Origin of the sequence: Kitasatospora sp. NPDC098652 (genome assembly GCF_044760155.1) — a bacterium.
Lineage (GTDB): Bacteria > Actinomycetota > Actinomycetes > Streptomycetales > Streptomycetaceae > Kitasatospora.
In genome coordinates, this window is the sequence record NZ_JBIWAQ010000003.1 from 289,566 (window position 1) to 311,635 (window position 22,070).

The 22,070-nt window shown below is 75.2% G+C and carries 20 protein-coding genes; 15 read left to right on the forward strand and 5 right to left on the reverse strand.

From position 1 onward, the window contains the following. Positions 1 to 19: 19 nt before the first annotated feature. Positions 20 to 784, forward strand: coding sequence for an ABC transporter permease (locus tag ACIQWA_RS09275; RefSeq protein ID WP_360243132.1), 765 nt, complete (start codon positions 20 to 22; stop codon positions 782 to 784). Positions 785 to 858: 74 nt separating this feature from the next. Here the strand turns inward: ACIQWA_RS09275 and ACIQWA_RS09280 are convergent, their stop codons facing one another. From ACIQWA_RS09280 to ACIQWA_RS09295, 4 genes are all read right to left on the reverse strand, one after another. Beyond that, positions 859 to 2,238 carry a PLP-dependent aminotransferase family protein gene (locus ACIQWA_RS09280; protein ID WP_402480228.1) on the reverse strand — a complete coding sequence of 460 codons (1,380 nt, stop codon included), beginning with the start codon at positions 2,236 to 2,238 and terminating at the stop codon, positions 859 to 861. Next, entirely contained in the window at positions 2,235 to 3,170 is a 936-nt protein-coding gene (locus ACIQWA_RS09285; protein ID WP_402480231.1) for an alpha/beta hydrolase, read from the reverse strand. The genes ACIQWA_RS09280 and ACIQWA_RS09285 overlap by 4 nt, the downstream gene beginning before the upstream one ends. 141 nt (positions 3,171 to 3,311) lie before the next feature. Continuing rightward, the gene (locus ACIQWA_RS09290) at positions 3,312 to 4,130 is read right to left on the reverse strand and encodes a class I SAM-dependent methyltransferase (protein WP_402480234.1); all 819 of its coding nucleotides are present in this window, start codon (positions 4,128 to 4,130) and stop codon (positions 3,312 to 3,314) included. A 41-nt stretch (positions 4,131 to 4,171) separates the two neighbouring features. Then, complete coding sequence (locus ACIQWA_RS09295; RefSeq protein ID WP_402480237.1) at positions 4,172 to 5,272, reverse strand: alpha-hydroxy acid oxidase; 1,101 nt, start codon at positions 5,270 to 5,272, stop codon at positions 4,172 to 4,174. Between the two features lie 188 nt (positions 5,273 to 5,460). Here ACIQWA_RS09295 and ACIQWA_RS09300 point away from each other — a divergent pair, with 188 nt between their 5' ends. The 12 genes from ACIQWA_RS09300 to ACIQWA_RS09355 all read left to right on the forward strand — a co-directional run bounded on the left by ACIQWA_RS09300 (position 5,461) and on the right by ACIQWA_RS09355 (position 17,370). Further along, positions 5,461 to 6,894 carry a class I adenylate-forming enzyme family protein gene (locus ACIQWA_RS09300; protein ID WP_402480239.1) on the forward strand — a complete coding sequence of 478 codons (1,434 nt, stop codon included), beginning with the start codon at positions 5,461 to 5,463 and terminating at the stop codon, positions 6,892 to 6,894. An 81-nt stretch (positions 6,895 to 6,975) separates the two neighbouring features. After that, the gene (locus tag ACIQWA_RS09305; protein WP_360243150.1) at positions 6,976 to 7,251 is read left to right on the forward strand and encodes an acyl carrier protein; all 276 of its coding nucleotides are present in this window, start codon (positions 6,976 to 6,978) and stop codon (positions 7,249 to 7,251) included. Further along, complete coding sequence (locus ACIQWA_RS09310; RefSeq protein ID WP_402480244.1) at positions 7,248 to 7,529, forward strand: acyl carrier protein; 282 nt, start codon at positions 7,248 to 7,250, stop codon at positions 7,527 to 7,529. Before ACIQWA_RS09305 ends, ACIQWA_RS09310 begins: the two co-directional genes overlap by 4 nt. Continuing rightward, the gene (locus ACIQWA_RS09315) at positions 7,526 to 8,719 is read left to right on the forward strand and encodes a beta-ketoacyl synthase N-terminal-like domain-containing protein (protein WP_402480246.1); all 1,194 of its coding nucleotides are present in this window, start codon (positions 7,526 to 7,528) and stop codon (positions 8,717 to 8,719) included. Before ACIQWA_RS09310 ends, ACIQWA_RS09315 begins: the two co-directional genes overlap by 4 nt. A gap of 16 nt (positions 8,720 to 8,735) precedes the next feature. Further along, positions 8,736 to 9,257, forward strand: coding sequence for a hypothetical protein (locus ACIQWA_RS09320; protein WP_402480249.1), 522 nt, complete (start codon positions 8,736 to 8,738; stop codon positions 9,255 to 9,257). Between the two features lie 216 nt (positions 9,258 to 9,473). Further along, positions 9,474 to 11,105, forward strand: a complete 1,632-nt coding sequence (locus ACIQWA_RS09325; protein ID WP_402480251.1) for an AMP-binding protein — start codon at positions 9,474 to 9,476, stop codon at positions 11,103 to 11,105. Continuing rightward, positions 11,102 to 12,355, forward strand: a complete 1,254-nt coding sequence (locus tag ACIQWA_RS09330) for a beta-ketoacyl-[acyl-carrier-protein] synthase family protein (RefSeq protein ID WP_402480253.1) — start codon at positions 11,102 to 11,104, stop codon at positions 12,353 to 12,355. The genes ACIQWA_RS09325 and ACIQWA_RS09330 overlap by 4 nt, the downstream gene beginning before the upstream one ends. Positions 12,356 to 12,452: 97 nt before the next feature. Beyond that, complete coding sequence (gene hppD / locus ACIQWA_RS09335) at positions 12,453 to 13,496, forward strand: 4-hydroxyphenylpyruvate dioxygenase (RefSeq protein WP_402480255.1); 1,044 nt, start codon at positions 12,453 to 12,455, stop codon at positions 13,494 to 13,496. Between the two features lie 26 nt (positions 13,497 to 13,522). Next, the gene (locus ACIQWA_RS09340; RefSeq protein WP_402480257.1) at positions 13,523 to 14,437 is read left to right on the forward strand and encodes a phytanoyl-CoA dioxygenase family protein; all 915 of its coding nucleotides are present in this window, start codon (positions 13,523 to 13,525) and stop codon (positions 14,435 to 14,437) included. Beyond that, positions 14,434 to 15,486 (forward strand): thiamine pyrophosphate-dependent dehydrogenase E1 component subunit alpha, encoded by a 1,053-nt coding sequence (locus tag ACIQWA_RS09345; RefSeq protein ID WP_402480259.1) that lies wholly within the window; start codon positions 14,434 to 14,436, stop codon positions 15,484 to 15,486. The genes ACIQWA_RS09340 and ACIQWA_RS09345 overlap by 4 nt, the downstream gene beginning before the upstream one ends. After that, positions 15,483 to 16,451, forward strand: a complete 969-nt coding sequence (locus tag ACIQWA_RS09350) for an alpha-ketoacid dehydrogenase subunit beta (protein ID WP_402480261.1) — start codon at positions 15,483 to 15,485, stop codon at positions 16,449 to 16,451. The genes ACIQWA_RS09345 and ACIQWA_RS09350 overlap by 4 nt, the downstream gene beginning before the upstream one ends. Before the next feature lie 133 nt (positions 16,452 to 16,584). Then, entirely contained in the window at positions 16,585 to 17,370 is a 786-nt protein-coding gene (locus ACIQWA_RS09355) for a DUF3050 domain-containing protein (RefSeq protein WP_402480264.1), read from the forward strand. A 58-nt stretch (positions 17,371 to 17,428) separates the two neighbouring features. Here the strand turns inward: ACIQWA_RS09355 and ACIQWA_RS09360 are convergent, their stop codons facing one another. Continuing rightward, the gene (locus ACIQWA_RS09360) at positions 17,429 to 18,778 is read right to left on the reverse strand and encodes an acyltransferase (protein ID WP_402480266.1); all 1,350 of its coding nucleotides are present in this window, start codon (positions 18,776 to 18,778) and stop codon (positions 17,429 to 17,431) included. 125 nt (positions 18,779 to 18,903) lie between these two features. Between ACIQWA_RS09360 and ACIQWA_RS09365 the strand changes: the two genes are divergently transcribed. Next, a complete protein-coding gene (locus ACIQWA_RS09365; protein WP_402480268.1) occupies positions 18,904 to 21,288 on the forward strand; it encodes an FHA domain-containing protein in 2,385 nt (794 codons plus the stop codon). A 108-nt stretch (positions 21,289 to 21,396) separates the two neighbouring features. Next, entirely contained in the window at positions 21,397 to 22,035 is a 639-nt protein-coding gene (locus tag ACIQWA_RS09370) for a hypothetical protein (protein ID WP_402480270.1), read from the forward strand. Positions 22,036 to 22,070: the final 35 nt, after the last annotated feature.

The following is a 22,070-nucleotide window of genomic DNA, read 5'->3' on the forward strand; positions in this document are numbered from 1 at the left end:
CCGACCCCCTGGGGAGACCGTGAAGCTCGCCCGCGACACCTGGCTGATCCTCCAGCGCCAGCTGCTGCTCATGATCCGCACCCCGATCTGGATCGCCGTCGGCATCATCCAGCCGCTGTTCTACCTGCTGCTGTTCGCCCCGCTGTTGAAGAAGGTGCTCGCCCCGGACGGCGCCGGCAGCTACGCCGACGCCTACCAGGTCTACGTGCCGGGCCTGTTGGCCGTGCTGTGCATCTTCGGCGGGCTGTTCACCGGTTTCAGCCTGCTGGGCGAGCTGCGGGCCGGGATCATCGAGCGCGCCCGGGTCACCCCGGTCAGCCGGCTGGCGCTGCTGCTCGGCCGGGCTCTGCGCGAGATGGTGGCGCTGCTGGTGCAGGCCGTGCTGATCACCCTGATCGCGCTGCCGTTCGGCCTGCGGGTCAGCCCGCTGAACCTGCTGCTCGCCTACGTCCTGCTGGCCCTGCTGGCGCTGATGACCTCCGCGATCTCCTTCGGGATCGCGCTGATGGTGCCCACCGACGCCGCCATGTCGCCGGTGGTGAACACCATCGCCCAGCCGATCGCGCTGCTCTCCGGGGTGCTGCTGCCACTCACCCTGGCGCCGGACTGGCTCCAGCAGCTCGCCCGGTGGAACCCCTTCTACTGGGCGGTGGAGGGCATGCGCGCGCTGTTCTCCGGGCACGCCGGGGACGCCGCGGTCTGGCAGGGGCTGCTGGTGGTCGTGCTGATGACCGTCCTGGCGGTGTACTGGTCGGCCCGGCTGTTCTCCACCCGGGTGCGGTGACGAGGTACGGAAGAGGTACGGAAGGGCCCGGCTCGCACCTCGCGAGCCGGGCCCCGCAGCTTCCCCCGTACCGCTCAGGAGCGGATGAACTCCGCCAACTTGGCGACGCCGTCGATGATCTGAGCTTGCGTCAGCGAGCTGATCGAGAGCCGGAGCCGGTGCTCGCCGCCGCCCGCCGGGTAGAACGGCGTCATCGGCGTCCAGAGCACGCCGAACTCCCGGGCACAGCGCTCCATGGCCGCGTCGTCGGCCAGGAAGGGCACTGTGAGCACGGCGAAGAAGCCGCCCTCGGGCCGGTTCCAGTCCACCCCCAGCCGGCGCCGCTCGGAGGCCGGGAAGTGCCGGTCCAGCTCCCGCAGCAGGGTGTCCATCCCCGCCGCGTAGTGGGCCGTCGCGCGGGCGTTGGCGGCCCGCAGGCTGCAGTCGTGGGCCAGCAGCATGCCGCCGATGACGGCCTGGCTGAGCGCGGGGGTGTTGACCGTCGTCATGCTCTTCAACTTGGCCAGTTCGTCGGCCAGCAGGCCGCGGCGCCCGCCCGGGCCGGCCACCCGCTGGTCCGCGACCACGTAGCCGACCCGGGCGCCGGGGAAGCAGGTCTTGGCGAAGGAGCCCAGGTAGACGACCTGGCGGCGGCGGTCCAGCGCCTTGAGGGTGGGCCGCGGGCCCGGGGTTCGGGCGAAGAAGCCGTACGGGTTGTCCTCGACGACCAGCAGGCCCTCCTCGGCGGCAGCGTCCAGCAGCCGGGTGCGGGCGGCGACCGGCATGCTGGTGCCCGAGGGGTTGGCGAAGTCCGGGACGACGTACAGGGCGCGCGGGCGGCGGCCCTCGGCCCGTGCCGCCCGGGCGGCGGCGCGGACGGCCTCCGGGTCGGGGCCGCCGTCGGGGCCCTCGGGGACCGGCAGGGTGGTCAGGTCGAGCAACCGGGCGGCGCCGGTCACGCCGACGTAGCAGGGCGAGCTGACGAGCAGGACGTCCTGCGGGCCGGCGCACAGGGCGCGCAGGGCCAGCAGCATGCCCTCCTGGGCGCCGACGGTGAGCACCACGGCCGCGGGGTCGACGGTGAGGCCCTCGTCGTTGGCGAGGGTGCGGGCGACCAGGTCGGCGATGATGCCCTTGGTGGGGCCGTACTGGAACAGCGCGGTGCGCACGGCGTCGCGGTCGAGGCCGCGGTCGGCCAGGTGGTCGAGGTAGCCGTCCAGGTAGGCGGGGACGTCCTCGGGCTCGAAGAAGCCCTCGTAGGGGCGGCCCGGTGCGAAGGAGACGGCGCCGGGGTAGCGGGTGGTGACTTCGTTGAGGAAGGTCATCGCGTCCAGCAGCGGGTCGGCGAGCGAGCCGTGCAGGTCGGCCAGGTCGAGGTCGGTCGGGTCGCCGCCGGTCGGGTCGTGGTCGGTCGGGCCCTCGCCGATCAGGCCGTCGCCGGTCAGGTCGAGGTCGGTCGGGTCGTGGTCGGTCACCGCAGGGCCTCCCGGAGTCGGGCGGCGGCGTGGGCCTGGGCCTCGGCGGCGGCGTCCAGGGTGCCGGTCATGGCGAAGAAGCCGTGCGGCATGCCCTGGTAGCGGCGCAGGTCCACCGGCACCCCGGCCGCGCGGAGCGCCTCGGCGTACTGCTCGCCCTCGTCGCGCAGCGGGTCGTACTCGGCGGTGAGGACGGTCGCGGGCGGCAGGCCGGAGAGGTCGGCGGCCCGCAGCGGGGAGGCGTACGGGCCGGCGCCGTCGGCCGGGTCGGCCAGGTAGTGGCCCCAGTACCAGGCGGCCGAGCGGCGGTTGAACAGCAGCGGGTCGTCGTGCTCGCGCAGCGAGGGGGTGTCGGCGGCGTGGTCGGTGTTGGGGTAGACCAGCAGCTGGTGGCGCAGCGCCGGGCCGCCCCCGTCGCGCAGCAGCAGGGTCAGGGCGGCGGCGAGGTTGCCGCCGGCGCTGTCGCCGCCGACCGCGAGGCGGTCCGGGTCGATGCCGAACCCGGCGGCCCCCGCGACCAGTTGGTCCAGGGCGGCCCGGCAGTCGTGCAGGGCGGCGGGGAAGGGGTGTTCGGGGGCCGGCCGGTAGCCGACGGAGGCGGTGACGCAGCCGACGGCGTTGGTGAGGCGGCGGCAGATCGCGTCGCTGGTGTCGACCGAGCCGAGCGTCCAGCCGCCGCCGAACAGGTAGAGCAGGGCGGGCAGCGGGCGGCCGGGCGGTTCGGGCCGGTAGAGCCGCAGGGCGAGTTCGCCGCCGGGGCCGGGGATGCGGTGCTCCTCGACGGCGGCCACCGGCTCGGGGGTGCCGGACGCGGCGCGGATGTCGGCGAGGTCGGCGGCGCGGGCCTCGGCGAGGGTGAGGGTGTAGAGCGGCGGTGCGCCGCTGCGCGCGCGGTGGGCGCGGTAGGCCTCGGCCTGGGGGTGCAGGGGCATGGGTGGCGGTCCGTTCGGTGGCCCGGCCGGGGCCGGGCGGCGGCTCGGCGGGGGTTCAGCGGGTTTCGGCGGGGTGCGGCGGGCTGTGTTCAGCCGCGGGTCAGCGGGCGGGGATCCAGCGGGCAGGTGTCCGGCGGCGGCTCAGCGGTCGGCCTCAACGTAGACGGTCTCGTCGGTGCGGAAGGCCGTGTCGAGGTCGGCGACGTCCGAACGGAGGCCCTGGCGGTAGGCGCAGTGCCGGATCCGGTCGGGGGCGAACCCGGCCAGGGTCAGGACGTGCCGCAGTTCGTCCAGATCGTAGATCCACTGGTGGCCGTAGTACCGGAAGATCTGGTTGACCAGGAAGGCCGGCCGGGCGGGCATCGGCGGGCCGAAGCCCAGCGTGCCGAGCCGGCGGCGGTGCCTGCCGAGGAAGCCGTCGCCGGTGGCGTAGCCGACCAGGTAGCGGGCGAGGTCGGGGGTGGTGAGGCGCAGGACGCCGCCGGGGCGCAGGATCCGGCGGGCCTCGCGCAGCCAGCCGACCGCGACGGGCAGGGTGACGTGCTCGATCAGGTGCTCGGCGTAGACCCAGTCGACGCTGGCGTCGGCGAAGGGCAGCGGGTGGGAGACGTCCAGCTGGGTGAACCAGCGGTCGCCGTCGACCCGGTACAGGGTGCCCGGCTCGGTGGCGAGGCCGGGCCCGGTCTCGGTCTCGGTCTCGGCCGCGGTGCTGCGCAGGGTGGCCAGGTCGGTGCCGAGGCCTTCCGGGTGGGCGGTCCGGAAGGCGGCGAACTCGATTCCGGTGAGGCCGAGTTCGCGGAAGTCGTGGTGGTCGTGCGGCAGGGCGCCGGGGCGGGCTTCGAGCGTCTTGCAGGTGGCGACCTGGGCGCTGAAGGCGTCCAGGCGGGTCTCCAGCCCTTCCGGGTCGTCCCAGTCCCAGCCGGGGAAGCGGTCGTTCGGGCTGCTCGTCGGTTCGGTCATCGGTCTCCTCCTGGAGGAACGGGCTGCGGGTGCGGCGCGGTTCAGCCGACCGGGCCGGGCCAGCGCGCGAGGGCGTCGGGCCCCACGTCGGCGAGCCGGGGGCGGCCCAACAGGGCCAGGGTGTGGTCGAGTTCCTCGTGCAGCAGGCGGAGCACCCGGTACACCCCGGCCTCGCCGTCGACGGCGAGGCCCCAGAGCGCGGGGCGGCCGATCAGCACGGCCCGGGCGCCGAGGGCGAGGGCGACGGCGATGTCGGTGCCGGTGCGCACGCCGCCGTCCAGCAGCACCGGGAGTTCGGCGGGCACCGCGTCGACCACCTCGGGGAGCGCGGCCAGGGCGGGCAGCGCGCCGTCGAGCTGGCGGCCGCCGTGGTTGGAGACCAGGAGGGCGTCCACGCCGTGCTCGACGGCCAGCCGGGCGTCCTCGGCGGTCAGCACCCCCTTGAGGACCAGTGGCAGCCGGGTGCGCTCGCGCAGCCAGGCCAGGTCGGACCAGCTCAGGGTGGGGTCGAACTGCTCGCGGGCGTGCTCGGCGATGCCGGAACTGCCGTCGGCGGCACGGTGGCTGGCGGACATCAGGGTCTCGTCCAGGTTGACCGCGCGGACGGTGGGCGGGACGGCGAAGCCGTTGCGCAGGTCGCGCAGCCGGCGGCCGATCCTGGGCGCGTCCACGGTCAGCACCAGGGCCCGGTAGCCGGCCGCCTCGGCGCGTTCCACCAGGGCGGTCAGGGCGGCACGGCGGCGCAGCCAGTAGAGCTGGAGCCAGAGCGGGCCGGTGGCGGCCGCGGCGATCTCCTCCAGGGTGCGGCTGGCGAACATCCCCGCGACCAGCAGGGCGCCGGCCGCCCCGGCGGCGCGCGCGGTGGCGGTCTCGCCCTCCGGGTCGACCAGCCGGTGGTAGGCCATCGGGGCGATGCCCAGCGGGATCCGCAGCGGTGCGCCGAGCAGGGTCAGCGCGGGGTCGCAGACCGAGACGTCGACCAGGGTGCGCGGGCGCAGTGCATAGTGCCCGAACACCTCCCGGTTCGCCGTCAGGGTGCGTTCCGCGCCGCTGCCGCCTTCGATGAAGTCCCAGATTTCCGGGGGGAGTCGGTCGCGTGCGGCGTGCTCGATCCCGGCCAGCGTGAGTGCTCCCACGGGCATCCTCGTTTCCCGGACGGCCACGCGCGGGCCGGTCCCGGTTCGGCAGCGTAGGAGCAACGAGCACATTGGTATAGACCTTGATTTGACCAAACGTCTGTGCCAAGGTCTGGCAACGGAATTGACCGTATTGGTTGAGAACGACGCCCATTGCGTCCATGTCAAATCCCCTCACTTGTTGTGGAGCCGCGTTGACCGGCTTTTCCTCCTTTTCACTTCCGCTTTCCGCACCGCCGCACGCCGACGCCCCGCCGGACTGGGTCGAACGGTCGCTGCTGGCGGGACCGGGCGGCGAGGAGTGCCTGCGCCTCGGCGCACCCCTCGACCGGGACGCCCTGCGCGCCCTGGTCGAGGACCAGTGCGACCGACTGACCGCCGCCGGGCTCGGCCCGGGCGGCACCGCGGCGCTGCGGCTGCCACCCTCGGTGGCCTTCGTCGCCGTCCTGCTGGCCTGCTGGCGGATCGGCGCCCAAGTCGCGCTGCTCGACCACCGGTTGACCGACCACGAAGTCGACGCGGCGGTGGCCCGGCTGGCCCCGCAGGTGCTGGTAGGCTCCGCCCACCGGCCGACCGCGGCGCTGCGCGGCTTCTCCGAGATCGAACCGGTCGCCGTCCCGTTGCCGGACGGGCTCCCCGCCCGCACCGGGCACGCCCTGATCCAACTCAGCTCCGGGTCCACCGGCCCGGCCAAGGTCATCGCCCGCACCGCCGCCGACCTGCTGCGCGAACTCGACTGCTACCGCAGGCTGGTGGAGTTCCCCGGCGAGGGCGAGCGGGTCGTGCTGCTGTCCTCGGTGGTGCACGTGCTCGGGCTGGTCGGCGGGCTGCTCAACGCCCTGCACGCCCGGGCCGCGCTCACCGTCCCGGAGCGGATGACGGCCGCCGGCATCCTCGCCGCGGTCGCCGCCGACCGACGGCCGACCACCGTCATCGGAGTGCCCTTCCACGCCGAACTGCTGGCGGGGACGGCCACTCCCCCGGCACTGCCGCAGCTGCGCCGGATGGTCGTCGCGGGCGAACTGGTCCGCCCCGGCCTGCCCGCACTGTTCACCGAACGGTACGGCGTGCCGCTCGGCACCATGTACGGCATGACCGAGACCGGGGTCATCGCCACCGACCTCGACGGGACGCTGCACCCCGCCAAGCGCCCCGTCCACGGCATGCGGATGCGGCTCGTCGCCGGCGAGCTGCAGCTCGGCGCCGCGGCCTCCCCGTACCCGGGGCTGGACGACCCGAGCCGCTGGTCGGACGGCTGGCTGCACACCCGCGACGCCGCCGCCCTGGACGAGGCGACCGGCCTGGTCACCGTGCACGGCCGGCTCGACTCCCAGGTCTCGATCGGCGGGCTGAAGGTCGACCTCACCGAGGTCGAGCAGACCCTCACCGCGCTGCCCGAGGTCCGCGAGGCGGTCGTCGTCTTCGACGGCGAGGCGATCGAGGCGTACCTGTCCGTCGAGGCCGGGGCCGAACCCGCCCTCGTCCAGGACGGGCTGACCCGCCGGCTCGCCGCCTACAAGCGGCCGCGCCGCCTCGTCCTGCTGCCCGCACTCCCCCGCACCGCCACCGGAAAGCTGCTGCGCGACCCGGCCGCCCTGCGCGACACCGCCGCGGCCGCCGTGCGCTGACCGGACGCACCATCCGCCGGACAACCGCCCGGACATCCGCCGGACACCAGCCCGGACAACCCCGACAAGGAGCCCACCATCATGCAGGACCGCATCCGCGCGTTCGTTCTGGCCGCCCTCACCGAGATGCAGTACGACGTCTCCGAGGTCACCGGGGACACCGACCTCGGACCGGCCGGGCTGGACCTCGAATCGCTCGCGCTGGCCGAACTCTCGGTGCAGGTCGAGGACGAGTTCGGGATCAAGTTCGACCTGGACGAGATGGAGACCACCGCGATGATGACGCTGGACGAGTTCACCGCCGACGTGGTCAAGCGGATCGACGCCCTCCCCGCCGCCACCGGCAGCGCGGCGTGAGCGACTCCGCCCGCCCCGCGGGCTCCGACGCCGGTGCGCTCCCCGACCGAGCCGAGGTCCTGACGATGCTGGCGGCGTTCGGGCAGCGCGCCGCCGACACCGTGCCCGAGGAACTCGGCTCGCTCGAACTGACCTGGCTGATAGCCGAGTTCGAGCAGCGTTACGGAATCCAGCTGGACCTGGACGACGAGCACTTCGGCGCCGTGCGGACGGTCGAGGACGCCACCGAGCTGCTGCGCGAGACGGTGTTGGCCGCCCGCGCCGGAGCGCGGCCGTGACCGGCGCCGGCACGTCCGCCCCGACGCCCCGGCCCGCCACGAACCGGCCCGCCGCACCCCGGCCTGTGGCGCCCGCCGACCGCCCGGTCATCACCGGCGTCGGGGTGCTCAGCGCCGCCGGGCGCGGGCTCGCCGCGCTGACCGAGGCCGCCGCCCACGGCAAGGCCGCGTTCACCGAGGTGGCCCGCTTCGACGTGAGCGGGCGCCGGACCACCCGGGCCGCCCTGCTGCCCGGGACGGTGCCGCTGGCCAGCACCTTCCCGCTGGCCAGGGCCGTACTGGAGGCGATCGGACAGGCCGGCCGGCAGGCCGGGCTGACCGCCGCCGAGGGCGCCGCGATGCCCGTCCTGCTCGCCCTGCACAGCGACGAACGCACCCGCGCCACCGCCGACGCCGTGGCCGCCGGGGTCCGGGCGCGCTGGGGCGCGCCGGGCGTCACCCGGGTGTACACCGGGGCCTGCGTGGCGGCCGCCACCGCGGTCGCCGACGCCGCCGCCCTGGTCGCCGCCGGCCGGCACGAACGGGTCCTGGTCGCGGCCGGGCACCTGGTCGAACCCGGGGTGTTCGCCGTCTTCGACGCCGGACGCGCCCTGGCCCGGGACGGCGAACTGCGCCCGTTCAGCACCGGCCGCACCGGCACCCTGCTCGGCGACGCGGCCGTCGCCGTCCTGGTCGAGTCCGCCCCGGCCGCCGAACGGCGCTCGGCTCCCGTACTCGCCCGGCTGGCCGGCTGGGGGCGGGCCGGGGACGCCCACCACGTCTGCCGCCCGGAGCCGGACGGCGCCGGGGTCGCCCGGGCGATCGAGGCCGCGCTGGGCCGCGCGGGCATCGCCCCGGAGCAGGTCGGCTACGTCAACGCCAACGGCACCGGCTCCGACCTCGCCGACCGGGCCGAGGCCACCGCCCTGCGCACGGTGTTCGGCCCGCACACCGACCGACTGCCGGTCAGCTCCAGCAAGTCCGTGCACGGCCACGCCCTGGAGGCCTCCGCCCTGCTCGAACTCGCCGTCACCGTCGGCGCGTTGGAGAGCGGACTGACCCCGGTCAACGCCGGCTGGCTGGGCCCCGACCCCGACGTCCGGCTGGACCTCGTGCTGGACGGCCCGCACACCGCCCGCCCCGACTACGCGCTCACCCTCAACTCCGCCTTCGGCGGGGCCAACACCGCCCTGCTGCTGGCCGCCGCCTGACCCCGGACACCCACAGATGACCACCCCCGCCACCGCCGCCCCGCGCGTCCTCGCCGAGGCCCGCCGCCCCGGCCCGGACCTCCCCGGGCCCCCGCCACCGCTGCCCGGCTTCACCCCTGCCGGCCTCGCCCCGCTGATCGCCGACACGGCCGACCGCTGCCTGCGGGCCCACCACGGCCCGCCGCCCGCCCCCGGGCGCACCGCCCTGCTGCTCGCCAGCGCGAGCGGCGACCTCGCCACCGCGCGCGCCATCGACCGGAGCGCGGAGCCCGGACACCGCCCGGCCCCGCTGCTGTTCTTCCAGTCCAACCCCAACGCCGTCCTCGGGCACATCGCCGCCCGCTGGGGCCTGACCGGCCCCGTCGTGGCGATCAGCCCGGCCGAGGCCGTACCCGGCACCGTCCCCGTGGACGCGTACGAGCTGGCCGCGCTGCTGCTGGCCGACGGGGACGCCGACCACGTCCTGGTGATCGCCGCCGAGCAGGGCCCCGGCGGTGACCACGCCGTGGCCGTACTGCTCACCGGGCCCGTCGACTGAACCCGCGGGCCGGCGGCGCCCGTAGCCATCGATGAGGCCCGCCGCCTGACGCAGCCGCACCCGGCACACCAGCGACCCGCCCGGCCCACCCTCGCACCGCCGACGCCCCGCCACGGCCGACGCCCACCACCGCCCGGCCGCCGTCCGCGCCGGCCGCACCCCGACACCCGATCAGCCGCCCGGGCCGCCCCGGCCCCGAGGGAGGGATCCACCCCCGTGACCATCCGCAGTCTCCGCACCCAGCTCGCGGACGACCCCGACGTGGGCGCCGGCAACGTGCTGACCGCCCGGATCGCCCTCGGCCAGGGGCTCGACGAGCCGCTGCTCACCTTCGACACCCCGGTGGACGGCCACCCCGCCTGGCAGCCGCTCACCCTACGCGAGCTCGACCGCGCCGTCCGGGCCCGCGCCGCCGCCCTGCACGGCCTCGGCATCACCCCGCGCGACCCGGTCGTGGTCCACGCGAGCAGCGCCGCCGACCACGTGCTCGCCTTCCTCGCCCTGGCCCGGCTCGGCGCCGTCCCCGCCCTGCTCAACCCCAACCTGGACGCGGAGCGCGCCGCCCGCTACATCGCCCGGCTCGGCGCCGCCGGGGTGCTCGCCGACCAGGCCCACCTGGCTGCCCTGGCCGAGCACGACCCGGGCGCACCGCTGCTCCCGGAGATCTCCACCCTCGGCGCGGGCGACCCGGACGCCGCCCCGGAGCCCTACCGGCACTGGTCCGGCGACCCGGTGGCGATCACCCACTCCTCCGGCACCACCGGCATGCCGAAGGCCGTCGTGCACTCGCACGCCAGTCTGTACGCGGCGATCCGCCACCGACTGCGGCTGCCCCGCCCGCAGGGCCAGGACCGGATGCTCAGCGCCCTGCCCGCCCCGCACGCCGCGACCCTGATCGCGCTCAACCTCGCGCTCAGCTCGCACACCGAACTGGCCTGCCTCTCCGGCCAGTCCGGCGCCGGTGTGCTGGACGCGATCGAGCAGTGGCACCCCACCGGGGTGATCGGCTTCGCCGCCACCTGGGCCGACCTCGCCCACCACGACCTGGCCGCACGGGACTTGGCGTCCGTGGCGCTCTGGTGGAACACCGGCGACTGCGCCCACGAGGTGCACATCCGCCGGCTGATCGCCACCGGCAGCCGGGAGACCGTCACCCGCCAGGGCCGCACCAGGCTGCCCGGCTCGCTGTTCGTGGACGGCCTCGGCTCCACCGAGATGGGCCACTCGCACTTCTTCATCACCCACGGCCCCGGCACCGACCGCTACGGCCGCTGCGTCGGCCGCCCGCACGCCTTCGTCGACTGCGAGGTGGTCGGCCCGGACGGCGAACCGCTCGGCCCCGGCGAGGTCGGCGAACTCGCCACCGCCTCACCGACCCTGGCGCTCGGCTACTGGAACGACTCGGCCACCACCTTCCGCACCCGGCTGCGCGGCCGCTTCCTCACCGGGGACCTGATGTACCGGGACGAGGAGGGCTACTGGTACCACGTCGACCGGGCCGTGGACTCGCTCGAACTCGGCGACGGCAAGCGGCTGTTCACCGCGATGTCGGAGGAGCGCGTGCTGGCCGCCCGCCCGGACGTGCTGGACTGCACGGTGGTCGCCGTCCGGGACGGCGAGCAGGTGGTCACCGACGTGCTGCTGCTCCTGGCCCAGGACGCCCGGCGCGGCACCGGCCCGGACGCCGAGCGCGCCGAGGCCGTGGTCGCCGCCCTGGACGAGGCCACCGCCGGGACCGTCCGCCAGGTCCTGGTGGTCACCGGGGACGACATCCCGCTCGGCCCGACCGGCAAGGTCCGCAAGGTGCTGCTGCGTGAGCGCCACCTGGCGGCGGTGAGCGCCCGATGACCGGACGCGAAGCCGCCGTCATCACCGGCATCGGCCTGGTCTCCCCGCTCGGCCGGGGGCCCGCCGAGGTGTTCGAGGCCCTGGCCGCCGGCCGCTCCGGCCTGCGGGCCGTCCCCGAGGACCACCCCGCGCACGGCTGGCTGCCCGCCGCCGGGATCGCCCCCGCGGTGGACGGCCGCGAGGTGCTGCCGCCCACCGAGACCCGCTGCGTGGACCGCTTCGTACTCCTCGCCCTGGCCGCCGCCGAGGACGCACTCGCCGACGCCGCCCTGGTGGTCGGCCGGGACGCCGACCCGCACCGGACCGCCGTGGTGCTGGCCACCGGGGGCGGCGGGCTGGAGACCTTCGAGCAGCAGTCGCACCGCCGGCGGGAGCGCGGCCGTCCCGGCGTCAGCCCGTACCTGCTGCCCGGCATGCTCTCCAACATGGCCGCCGCCCGGATCGCCATCAAGTACGGTATCCGGGGCTACAGTTCGGCCGTGGTGACGGCCTGCGCGGCCGGCGCCCAGGCGATCGCCGAGGGGCTGCGGCTGATCCGCGCGGGCGACGCCGAGGTGGTGGTGTGCGGCGGCACCGAGTCCTCGCTGCACCCGACCATCGCCGCCGCCTTCACCAACGCCCGGGCCCTGGCGCAGGGTTGGGAGGATCCGGAGCAGTCCAGCCGGCCCTTCGACAGCCGGCGGAACGGCTTCGTACTGGGCGAGGGCAGCGCCGTCCTCGTCCTGGAGAGCGCGAGCCACGCCGCCGCGCGCGGCGCCACCGGCTACGCCGACGTGCTCGGCTGGGGCGCCTCCACCGACGCCCACCACCCGACCATGCCCCGCCCGGACGGCGCCGGCGCCGCCGACGCGATGCGCGCCGCGCTCGCCAACGCGGGCCTGGCCCCGGAGGACATCGACTACGTGAACGCCCACGGCACCGGCACCAAGCTCGGTGACGTGGCGGAGACCGCCGCCCTGCACGCCGTCTTCGGCGCGCACCGGCCGGCGGTCAGCTCCACCAAGGGCGCCACTGGCCATCTCCTGGGCGCCGCAGGCGCGTTGGAGGCAGCGGTAACGGCCCTGGCGGTGGCGAGGGGGACGCTGCCGCCGACGCTCAACCTGGTCGACCCGGACCCGGCCTGCGAGCTGGACCACGTCCGGGGCGCCGCCCGGTCCACCCCGGTGCGCGCCGCACTGAGCAACGCCTTCGCCTTCGGCGGCCACAACCTCAGCCTGATCCTCGGCCCGGCCTCCGTCCGCAGGCGCTAGGCCGACACACGGCCCAGCGCCTGCGGGTCCTTGCCGGGCAGCGCCGCCCGGCAGCGCGCCGATCCTCGAACCACCATCCCTCCGGGGGGAGATCCCGTTGTCCATCCAGACCATCGCCCGCGTCGAGTTCCACTGCGCGGACGCCGACAAGACCGCCGCCGAACTGCACGCCGACTACGACTTCACCGCCGCGCCCCCGACCACCTCGGCGGACGGCACCCGCTCCATCGACCTCGGCCAGGGCTCGATCCGGCTGCGCCTGACCTCCGCCGCCGACCCCGGCCACCCGGTGTCCGCCTACGTCGCCCGGCACGGCGACGGCGTCGCCGCGCTCGCCCTCGGCTGCACCGACCCGAAGGCCGCCCTGGAGCGGGCCGAACGGCACGGCGCCCGGGTGCTGGACCGGGAGGCCGGGCTGATCGCCGGATTCGGCGACACCGCCCTGCGGTTCACCTCGATGCACACCCCCGGGCCCGACGAGGCCCCCGGGCCCGACGAGGCCCCCGGGGCGGACGAGGCCGCCGGGGCGGACGAGGCCGCCGGGGCCGGGCTGCTGGACGCCCTCGACCACGTCGCGATCTGCCTGCCCGGCGGCGAACTCGCCGACGCCGTACGGTTCTGCGAGGCCGTGCTCGGCTTCCACGCGATCTTCGAGGAGTACATCGAGGTCGGCGAGCAGGCCATGGACTCCACCGTGGTACAGAGCGCCTCCGGCCTGGTCACCTTCACCCTGATCGAGCCCGACACCGCCCGCCGCCCGGGCCAGATCGACGAGTTCCTCTCCGCCCACGGCGGCGCCGGGGTGCAGCACCTGGCGTTCAGCACCCACGACATCGCCACCGCCGTGCGCACCGCCCGCTCCCGCGGCGTGGAGTTCCTGACCACCCCGGGCGCCTACTTCGACGCGCTCACCGAGCGGCTCGGCCGGACGGCCATCCCGGTGGAGACCCTGCGCGACCTGCACGTCCTGGTGGACCAGGACCACGGTGGCCAGCTGTTCCAGATCTTCGCCCGCTCGACCCACCCCCGGCGCACCTCCTTCCTGGAACTGATCGAGCGCCAGGGCGCGGGCACGTTCGGCACCGCGAACATCAAGGCGCTCTACGAGGCGGTCGAGCGACAGACCGCCGCCGCCCGCTGACCGCCCCCAGAAGGGAAGCACCACCGATGACCACCGTCACCGAGTTCCGCCTCACCGCCGCCGAACACGCCCTGCTGCCCACCCCCGAGGAGGTGGCGCACTACCGCGAGCACGGCTGGTACCTCTCCCGCCGGCTGTTCACCGACGAGGAGCTGGACACCCTCCAGGCCGCCACCGAGCTCTACTACGCGGGCCACCGGGACCGCGAACTCCCCGTCCGCCCGCCCCGGTTGGCCGCCTGGGAGCCCTCGCACGGGCCGGTCCAGCGGCACAACGACTACGTCCACCACCAGAGCGACGCGATCGGCGCGATCCTGCGCAAGCCGCTGGTCGGCGCGGTCGCCGCGCGGCTCGCCGGGGCCGAGGAGATCCGGATCTTCCAGGCCACCCTGATCTACAAGCCGCCGGTGCCCGGGGAGCCCAGCAACCACGTGCCCTGGCACTTCGACAAGCACTACTGGCAGACCTCGACCTCCCAGAACATGCTCACCGCCTTCATCCCGTTCCACGACTGCCGGGAGGAGAACGGCACCATCACCATGGTCGACGGCAGCCACCGCTGGCGGGAGATGCCCTCCGACGAGGACTCCACCCGGCACTTCGCCGACCGCGACAAGTCCGAGCTGGACGCCATCCTGGACGCCAACGCCGCGTTCAACGGGCAGCAGGTGCGGAAGATCCCGATGCTGATCCCGCGCGGCCACCTGTCCTTCCACCACTGCCGCACCTACCACGGCAGCGGCCCCAACCTGGCCTCCTTCCCCCGCCGGGCCGTCTCGCTGCACCTCCAGGACGGCGCCAACGAGTACCGGCACCGCGTTCGGCCGGACGGCGGCCCGGTGGTGTACAACCACGACGTGCTGGTCCGCCGCACCGCCGACGGCCGACCGGACTACGCCGACCCGGCGTTCTGCCCGACGGTCTGGCGGGGCACCCTGTGACCGCACCGCCCGCCGCCGTGACCGCACCGCTGGCCACCCCGGCCGAGCGCTACCGGATGCTGCGGCTGATCCGCGGCTTCGAGGAGGTGGCGCTCGGCCTGGTGAAGTCCGGGGCGATCCCCGGCGGCATCCACCCGTACATCGGGCAGGAGGCCGTCGCGGTCGGCGTCTGCTCGGCGCTCGGCCCGGCCGACCGGCTGACCAGCACCCACCGCGGCCACGGCCACGTGCTCGCCCGGGGCGCCGCCCCGGACCGGCTGCTCGCCGAACTCGCGGGCCGGGTCGACGGGTTGAACGGCGGCCGGGGCGGCTCGATGCACGCCGCCGACCTCTCGCTGGGCATCCTCGGCGCCAACGGCATCGTCGGCGCGGGGGCGCCGATCGCGGTCGGCGCCGCCTGGGCCGCCAAGCACGCCGCGGCCGGTGCCGGCGGCGGCAGTGGCAGCGGTGGCACCGGAGCCGGCGTCGCGGGCAGCCCGGTCGCGGTGGCCTTCTTCGGCGACGGCGCGCTCAACCAGGGCGTGCTGCTGGAGTCGCTCAACCTCGCAGCGATGTGGCGGCTGCCGGTGCTCTTCGTCTGCGAGAACAACGGCTACGCCACCACCCTGCCCGCCGCGACCGCCGTCGCGGGCACCGCCACCGGCCGGGCCGCCGCCTTCGGCATCCCCGCCGAGCAGGTGGACGGCATGGACACCGAGGCCGTCCGGGCCGCCGCCCTGCGCGCCGTCGCACGGGCCCGCGCGGGCGGCGGCCCCGGCTTCCTGGAGTGCCGCACCTACCGCTACGAGGGCCACCACACCATGGAACGCCGGATGAAGCTGCGCTACCGCGCCCCCGAGGAGGTCGCGGCCTGGCGCGAGCGCGACCCGCTGGCCCGGGCCGCCGCCCCGCTGGACCGGGCCACCGTCGCCGGACTGGACCGCTCGGTGGCCGAACAGCTCGCCGCCGCCGAGGAGTTCGCCCTGGCCTCGGCCCACCCGGACCCGGCCGGCGCGCTGGACCACCTCTACGCCGACGGCCTGCGCCCCCGGGCGGGGGTGTCGGCGTGACCAGGCTCTCGTACACCAAGGCGCTCAACCGGGCACTGGCCGACGAACTCGCCGAGGACCCGGCGGTCTGCGTGTTCGGCGAGGACATCGGCGCCGGTCTGGCCGGCCCCACCCTGGGCCTGCTGGACCGCTTCGGCCCGGAGCGGATCGTCGACACCCCGCTCTCCGAACAGGCCTTCACCGCGATGGCGATGGGCGCCGCACTGGCCGGGCGGCGGCCGGTGCTGGAGTTCCAGATCCCCTCGCTGCTCTTCCTGGTCTTCGAGCAACTCGTCAACCAGGCGCACAAGTTCTCGCTGATGACCGGTGGCCAGGCGGCCGTCCCGCTGACCTGCCTGGTGCCCGGCTCGGGCTCCCGCGACGGCTGGGCCGGGCAGCACTCCGACCACCCGTACAGCCTGTTCGCGCACGCCGGGGTGAAGACCGTGGTGCCCGCCACCCCGACCGACGCCTACGGGCTGCTGCGCTCGGCGATCCGCGACCCGGACCCGGTGGTGGTGTTCGCCCCCGCGGCCGCCCTGCCGGTGCGCGAGACGGTGACCTGGGAACTCACCCCCGTGCCGCTCGGCCGGGCCCGGATCCACCGGCCCGGCACGGACGTCACCCTGGTCGCGCTCGGGCACCTGGTGCACGACGCCCTGGCCGTCGCCGAGGAGCTGGCACCGGAGCTCTCGGTCGAGGTGCTCGACCCGCGCACCGTCCACCCCTTCGACTGGCCGGCGCTCGCCGAGTCGCTGGAGCGCACCGGCCGGCTGGTCGTCGTGGACGACTCCAACCGCAGCTGCGGCTTCGGCGCCGAGGTGCTCGCCACCGCCGCGGAGGAGCTGCGGCTGATCGCCCCGCCGCGCCGGATCACCCGCCCGGACGGCGCGGTGCTGCCCTTCGCGCCCGCCCTCGACCGGGCCGTCCAGCCCGGGCGCGAGCAGCTGCGGCACGCCCTGCGGTCCGTCATGAAGGCCCGCTGAGCGACGCCACGCACCCCCGACCCTCCGTCACAACACCCCCCCGCCCCAACGTCACGACACCCCTGACCCCCGTCACGACACCCCTCGGCCACCACCGTGACGGCGATCCCCCGCCCCGAGAACAGGAGCACCGATGTCGACCAACCGCTACCACTGGGACCGTTCCCACCCCGGCCTCACCAGCCTCCAGCAGGCCATCGACCCGCTGCGCCGCGAGGTCGTCGAGCACTCCGTCTACCGCTCGCTGACCAGCATCGCGCGCGTCCGCACCTTCCTGAACAGCCACGTCTTCGCGGTCTGGGACTTCATGTCGCTGCTCAAGAGCCTCCAGCGCGACCTCACCTGCGTGGACGTGCCGTGGGCGCCGAGCGGCCCGACCGCCAGCCGCCGGCTGATCAACGAGATCGTCCTGGTGGAGGAGAGCGACGAGCTGGGCGAGGGCTACACCAGCCACTTCGAGCTGTACGTCGAGGGCATGCGCCAGGCCGGCGCCGACCCCCGCCCGGTGGCGGACTTCCTGGCGCTGCTGGGCTCCGGTACGGCCGTACCCGAGGCGCTCAAGGGCGCCGGGGTGCCGGCCCCGGCGGCGGACTTCACCTCCGTCACCTGGTCGATCGTGGAGAACGCGCCGGTGCACGCCCGGGCCGCCGCCTTCGCGTTCGGCCGCGAGGACCTGATCCCGGACATGTTCACCCAGGTGGTCGGCATCGACGACCCCGACGGCGTGCTCACCGTCTTCAAGGACTACCTGGCCCGCCACATCGAGGTGGACGGCGAGCAGCACACCCCGATGGCGATGCAGATGCTGATCGACCTGTGCGGCGACGACCAGGCCCTGTGGGACTCCTGCGCCGAGACCGTCCGGACGGCGCTGGAGGCCCGACTGCGGCTGTGGACCGCGATCGAGCAGTCCTTCTAGGTCCTTCTGGACCATCCCGGGGCCTTCCGGCCCCACTACCCCCACCCGGGGCCCGCCGTCACAGCACCTTCGGCAGCACCGCCGCCGAGGCGGGCAGCTCGTCGCCCGCCGCCCGGAACCGGTGCAGCGCCGCCCGGCCGTCCGCCCCGCGCACCCGGGCGGCGAGCCGGGCGGGCAGCACCACCGTGCTGAGCCACCCCTCGCCGCGATACCCCTCGATCGTCCAACTCACCCACGGAAGCGGATAGTTGGCGGCCGGACTGACGAGCACCGGGAAGCAGTCCTGGAAGCTCACCCGATAGGCGCCGAAGCGGCTCCAGTTGGAGAAACTGAACCGGCGCTGCTGCGGGTCGAAGCCCAACGGCACGCACTCCCCCAGTCGTGAACGGCCCAGCCCGGCCAGGAAGTCCAGGTTGGAGCGCAGGTTGAGGTGGGCGGTCGGGAACTCCTCGACCGCCGTACGCAGCGCGGCCGCCAGTACCGCCGGGCCGTCCTTCGGCCGGTGCGGCACGTGCACCTCGCTCAGCAGGTTGCCCACCAGGGCGGGCGAAAGGCCCAGCCAGCGGCGGGCGTTGACCGGGACGGTGAGCATCCGCTCGGCCAGGTCGCCGTCCAACTCCCGCAGGGTGGCGAGCACATGGGCGCAGAGCACGTCCCCGGCGGAGAGCCGTCGCCCGGCGGCCGCCCCGAACTCCTCGCGCATCCGGTCGACCTCGGCCTCGGTGAAGGCGATCTGGACGGTCCGGTTGGCGCGCGGTCCGGCCGCGATCTCACGGGCCAGCTGCGCCGCCTCCGCCGGGCCCGGCAGCCGGAAGCCGGGGCGTCCGCAGTCCTCGGCCGGCAGCACGGCGTCCAGCAACGCGTCCTGGTCGTCGACGAGTTCGGCCTCCGGCAGCGGCTCGCCCGCGACCGCCGCGGACCAGATCCGCAGCAGCAGCACGAAACTGTGCAGGTCCCCGATCGCGTGGTGCCAGGAGCAGCCGAGCACCGTCCCGCCGTCGGCGGTGCGGGTGAGCCGGACGGTGAACAGCGGGGCACCACCGGTGCGCGCGGCGACGGCGTCCACCGGGTCGACCAGTCCGGAGCCGGCCGCGACCACCCGGCCCATCGCCTCGGCGAGGGTGCCGTCCACGGTGCAGACCGCCAGCGGCACCCCGGAGTCGTCGCACACCGCCCGGAGCGCCCCGTCCTCGGTGCGCAGCCGGCCGGCGAACACCGGCACCCGCTCCAGGGCGAGGGCGAGTCCGGCGGCGAGCCGGTCCTCGTCCAGCGGCCGGTCGAAGCAGAGCACGACGGAGACGGCGAGGTCGGCGAGCATGGTGTCCATCAGGCCCAGGCTCAGCACCCGGCCGTCGGCCCGGCCGGCGCGGACGGTCCGGGAGCTGCGCGGCTGCGGCCAGGTCGTCATGGGTTCCCATCCGGTGGTTCGGCCTGCGGGCACGCCGAACGATAGTGCCGCGCCGAGGCAGTGGTCCAGTCCAATGTCAGGATCCGGAAAGGCCGTTCGGGCCCGCCGACGATAGAATGCCGAGCATGGGACAGCGCCCCGGCGCACCCACCGCGCCGCCCCTCGTCCTGGTCACCGACCGCGAATCCCGGCTGATCGACCCCACCCGGGCGTACCACCTGGGCCGGGACCCGACCAGCGAGATCGTGCTGGACGACCCCCGGGTCTCCTGGCACCACGCGGTGCTGCGCGCCACCGACGACCACTGGCTGCTGGAGGACGTCGGCAGCACCAACGGCACCTACGACCAGGGCCAACGGATCGACCACGAGGACGTCGGCCCGGGCACCCGGCTGCGCTTCGGCGATCCGGCCACCGGCCCGTCCGCGACCTTCGCCGGCCTGCCCGACCCCGCCCCCGGCGAACGCACGGTGCTGCTCGCCCCGCAGAGCTCCGGCACCTTCCGCAGCCCGAGCGCGGTACTGGAACTGCCCGGCCACACCCTGCGGATCGGCCGCGCCCCCGACAACGACCTGGTCCTGGACGACCTGGTGGTCTCCCGGCACCACGCCGAGCTGCGCGAACTGCCGGACGGCGGGCACGAGATCGTCGACCTGGACAGCCACAACGGCACCTACCTCAACGGCCGCCCGGTGCGCCGCGCCCCGGTCGGCCCGGCCGACCTGGTCGGCATCGGCCACTCCTCGCTCTGCCTGGCCGACGGCCGGCTGGTCGAGTACACCGACACCGGCGAGGTCTCGCTGGACGTCCAGCACCTGGTCGTCCGGGTCGGCCCGGACCAGCGGGTGCTGCTGGACGACGTGAGCTTCCCGCTCGCCGAGAAGGCCCTGCTCGCGGTGGCCGGCCCGAGCGGCGCCGGCAAGTCCACCCTGCTCAACGCCCTCACCGGGCTGCGCCCCGCCGACGAGGGCACCGTGCTGTACGACGGGCGCGACCTCTACCGCGACTACGCGGAGCTGCGCCGCCGGATCGGCCTCGTCCCCCAGGACGACATCCTGCACACCCAGCTGACCGTCCGCCGCGCCCTGTCGTACGCCGCCGAGCTGCGCTTCCCCGGGGACACCGCGAAGGAGGAGCGGGAGCACCGGGTCTCCGAGGTGATCGGCGAACTGGGCCTGGAGGCGCGGGAGCAGCAGGTGATCGCCAGCCTCTCCGGCGGCCAGCGCAAACGGGTCAGCATCGCGCTGGAACTGCTCACCAAGCCCTCCCTGCTCTTCCTGGACGAGCCGACCTCCGGCCTGGACCCGGGCATGGAGCGCTCGGTGATGCACCTGCTGCGCGGCCTGGCCGACGACAGCCGCACGGTGGTCGTGGTGACGCACAGCGTGCTGAGCCTCAACGTGTGCGACCGGCTGCTGGTGCTCGCCCCCGGCGGCCGGACCGCCTACTACGGGCCGCCGACCGAGGCCCTGGCGTACTTCGGCGAGGCGGAGTGGCCGGAGGCCTTCGAGGCCTTCGAGAACGACTCCGAGGGGCTCTGCCGGGAGCGCTTCCGCGCCTCGCCGCAGTACCAGCGGTACGTGACGGCCGAGGCGGCGCACCCGGTGCACCCGGCGCGCCCACCGGAGCCGGCCGGGCGGGCCGGGCCGCCCGTCGGCCGGGAGAAGCCGCAGGGCTGGTTCTCCCAGCTGGGCACTCTGGTGCGCCGGTACGCCGCGGTGCTCGCCGCCGACCGGCTGTTCCTGACCGTGATGATCGTGCTGCCGTTCATCATCGGCCTGATGTGCCGGGCGATGGCCGGCAGCCGGCTCACCTTCGAGAACGCCATCAACTGCCTGCTCACGCTCTGTCTCGGCGGGGTGCTCACCGGCTCGGCGAACGCGGTGCGCGAGGTGGTCAAGGAGCGCGCGATCTACCGGCGGGAGCGGGTGGTCGGCCTGTCCAGGTCGGCGTACCTGGTGTCGAAGGTGGTGGTGCTCGGCGCGGTCACCGTGGCGCAGGCCGCGGTGCTGACGGTGGTCGGCCTGGCCGGGGTCACGCTCACCGCGCGGCCCGGCCCGAACGCCCCGCCGCCGGTGACCAGCGGCGTGCTGATGCCCCAGCTGCCGGAGCTGATCGTCGCGATCGCGCTGCTGGCGTTCACCTCGATGATGCTGGGCCTGGTGGTCTCCGCGCTGGTCGCCAAGGAGGAGGCCACCATGCCGCTGCTGGTGCTCCTCGCGATCGTCCAGGTCGTGTTCAGCGGCCTGATGCTCCGGCTGCACGGCGTGCCCGGCCTGGAGCAGTTCGCCTGGCTGGTGCCGTCCCGGTGGGGCCTGTCGGCGATGGCCCGCACCGTCGACCTGAGCCGGCTCACCGTGCCGAGCTCGATCACCGCGGACCCGATGTTCCGCCCGGAGCGCACCGGGTGGCTGGTCTCGATGGGCGCGCTGGCCGCGCTCGCGGCGGCGTACGGGCTGGCGGTGCTCGCCCTGCTGCGGCGGCACGAGCCGACCGTCATGCGCAAGTAGCCGCCCCCGCCCCCGCCGGTAGAGTGGGAGACGAACTGCGGTGCGAATGCCGCTCGCGACCCCTGCCCCCCGGCACCGGTCGGCGCGGCGGAGGGAATGTAGCCGCCCATGGACGAGTTCGCGTTCCGCCCCACCCACGTCGCCCCGCCGGACGGCCTGGCGACCTGGACGGCGCCGGACCCGGCACGGCCCTCCGCCCGGCTCGACCCGCTGCTCCCGGTCCGGCTGATCGCCCGGCAGGGCGACTGGGGCCAGGTGCTCTGCTCCAACGGCTGGACCGCCTGGGTGGACGCCCGGCTGCTGGTCGTGCTGCCCCAGCCGCCCCCCGCCGCGGACGGGCCGCCCGCCCGCACCGCCGACCCCCGGCCCGCCCTCGCCGAGGCCGGGGCCGCGCTGACCCGGCACCGCGCCCTCCTGGAGGACCTCGCCACGGGCGCCCTGGACCTGGAGTCCTTCCGGGAGCGCACCCGCGGCCTGCGGATCGGCCTGGTGGCGGACGGCGAGGAGCTCTGGGTGTTCGACCCGGTGCACGACCGCTGGTGCTACTGCGACGGGCTCCAGTTGCAGACCTACGCGGCAACCGACCGCTGGCCGGCCGTCGACCGGCAACCAGCTGTCGACCGGCAGGCGGCCACCGACCGGCAGGCGGCCACCGATCGGCAGGCGGCCGTCGGGCCCGCGGCCGCACCGGTGCCCGACCCGCAGGCGCAGGGCCCGTACGCGCCCACCCGGACGGTTGAGCCGTGACCCCCGCCGAACGGCCCCCGGCCACGGCCTCCGCC

What these genes read in the sequence shown, in the direction of transcription:
- ACIQWA_RS09285 (WP_402480231.1), bottom strand. Translation starts at nt 3,170, where the DNA reads ATGCCCCTGCACCCCCAGGCCGAGGCCTACCGCGCCCACCGCGCGCGC.
- ACIQWA_RS09290 (WP_402480234.1), bottom strand. Translation starts at nt 4,130, where the DNA reads ATGACCGAACCGACGAGCAGCCCGAACGACCGCTTCCCCGGCTGGGAC.
- ACIQWA_RS09295 (WP_402480237.1), bottom strand. Translation starts at nt 5,272, where the DNA reads ATGCCCGTGGGAGCACTCACGCTGGCCGGGATCGAGCACGCCGCACGC.
- ACIQWA_RS09305 (WP_360243150.1), top strand. Translation starts at nt 6,976, where the DNA reads ATGCAGGACCGCATCCGCGCGTTCGTTCTGGCCGCCCTCACCGAGATG.
- ACIQWA_RS09320 (WP_402480249.1), top strand. Translation starts at nt 8,736, where the DNA reads ATGACCACCCCCGCCACCGCCGCCCCGCGCGTCCTCGCCGAGGCCCGC.
- ACIQWA_RS09330 (WP_402480253.1), top strand. Translation starts at nt 11,102, where the DNA reads ATGACCGGACGCGAAGCCGCCGTCATCACCGGCATCGGCCTGGTCTCC.
- ACIQWA_RS09340 (WP_402480257.1), top strand. Translation starts at nt 13,523, where the DNA reads ATGACCACCGTCACCGAGTTCCGCCTCACCGCCGCCGAACACGCCCTG.
- ACIQWA_RS09355 (WP_402480264.1), top strand. Translation starts at nt 16,585, where the DNA reads ATGTCGACCAACCGCTACCACTGGGACCGTTCCCACCCCGGCCTCACC.
- ACIQWA_RS09360 (WP_402480266.1), bottom strand. Translation starts at nt 18,778, where the DNA reads ATGACGACCTGGCCGCAGCCGCGCAGCTCCCGGACCGTCCGCGCCGGC.
- ACIQWA_RS09365 (WP_402480268.1), top strand. Translation starts at nt 18,904, where the DNA reads ATGGGACAGCGCCCCGGCGCACCCACCGCGCCGCCCCTCGTCCTGGTC.
- ACIQWA_RS09370 (WP_402480270.1), top strand. Translation starts at nt 21,397, where the DNA reads ATGGACGAGTTCGCGTTCCGCCCCACCCACGTCGCCCCGCCGGACGGC.